At 70.9% G+C, this 880-nt stretch carries 1 protein-coding gene; it reads left to right on the forward strand.

Annotation, left to right across the window (positions count from 1 at the left end; translation table 11 throughout):
• Positions 1 to 662 (forward strand): L,D-transpeptidase family protein (locus tag AB8Z36_RS41100; RefSeq protein ID WP_369218439.1); only part of this gene is annotated, 662 nt, incomplete at its 5' end.
• Positions 663 to 880: the final 218 nt, after the last annotated feature.

Here is an 880-nt window from a genome sequence, read left to right on the forward strand (position 1 = left end):
CTTCGGCGCCGCCCAGCCCCACGCCCGCTCCCCGCACCCTCATGGCCCAGGGCGCCGACGGCAAGCAGGTGCGGCAGCTCCAGGCGAGGCTGCGGCAGATCGGCTGGTTCCCCACGAACCCGACGGGTCACTACGGCCCCACGACGGCCGAGGGGGTCAGCGGCTTCCAGGCCAAGCGCGGGCTGCCCGTCACCGGCCGGACGGACACCGTCACCTGGCAGCGGCTGCTCGGCATGACGCGCGAGCCGACGCGGCAGGAGCTGTACGCCAACGGCGGCATGCCGGCCGCGAAGCCGGACCCGCGCTGCATGACGGGCCGCGTCCTCTGCCTCGCCAAGAGCAGCCGCACGCTGACCTGGATGATCGACGGCAAGGTCGTGTCCACGATGGACGTCCGCTTCGGCGCCCAGTACACGCCGACACGCGAAGGCACCTTCAAGGTCTACTGGAAGTCACGCCACCACGTCTCGACGCTCTACGACACCCCCATGCCGTACGCGATGTTCTTCAGCGGCGGCCAGGCGGTGCACTACTCGGCGGACTTCGCGGCCAGGGGGTACGCGGGCGGCTCGCACGGCTGCGTCAACATCCGGGACAAGGCGAAGATCGCGGGCCTCTTCGCGCAGGTGCGCAAGGGCGACCGGGTGGTGGTCTACAAGTAGCGGACGTCCCGCGGCGGGACAGAAGCGGCGTGGGCGGGATCGGGGGAACGTATCCCCCCCCACGCCGGTGGCACGGAGCCGAAGGTACGGGGGGAACCCCCGGCTCGTGCGCGGGCCGATGACCAGTCGGCTCACTTCTTACTGCGTCACGGATTCAAAAAACGTCACACCTGGTCCCGGAGGTTTCGGCAGGTGGAGCGGCCGCCCGTGCCGTGCCG

The sequence above is a fragment of the Streptomyces flavofungini genome (assembly GCF_041028215.1).
Classification (GTDB): domain Bacteria; phylum Actinomycetota; class Actinomycetes; order Streptomycetales; family Streptomycetaceae; genus Streptomyces; species Streptomyces flavofungini_B.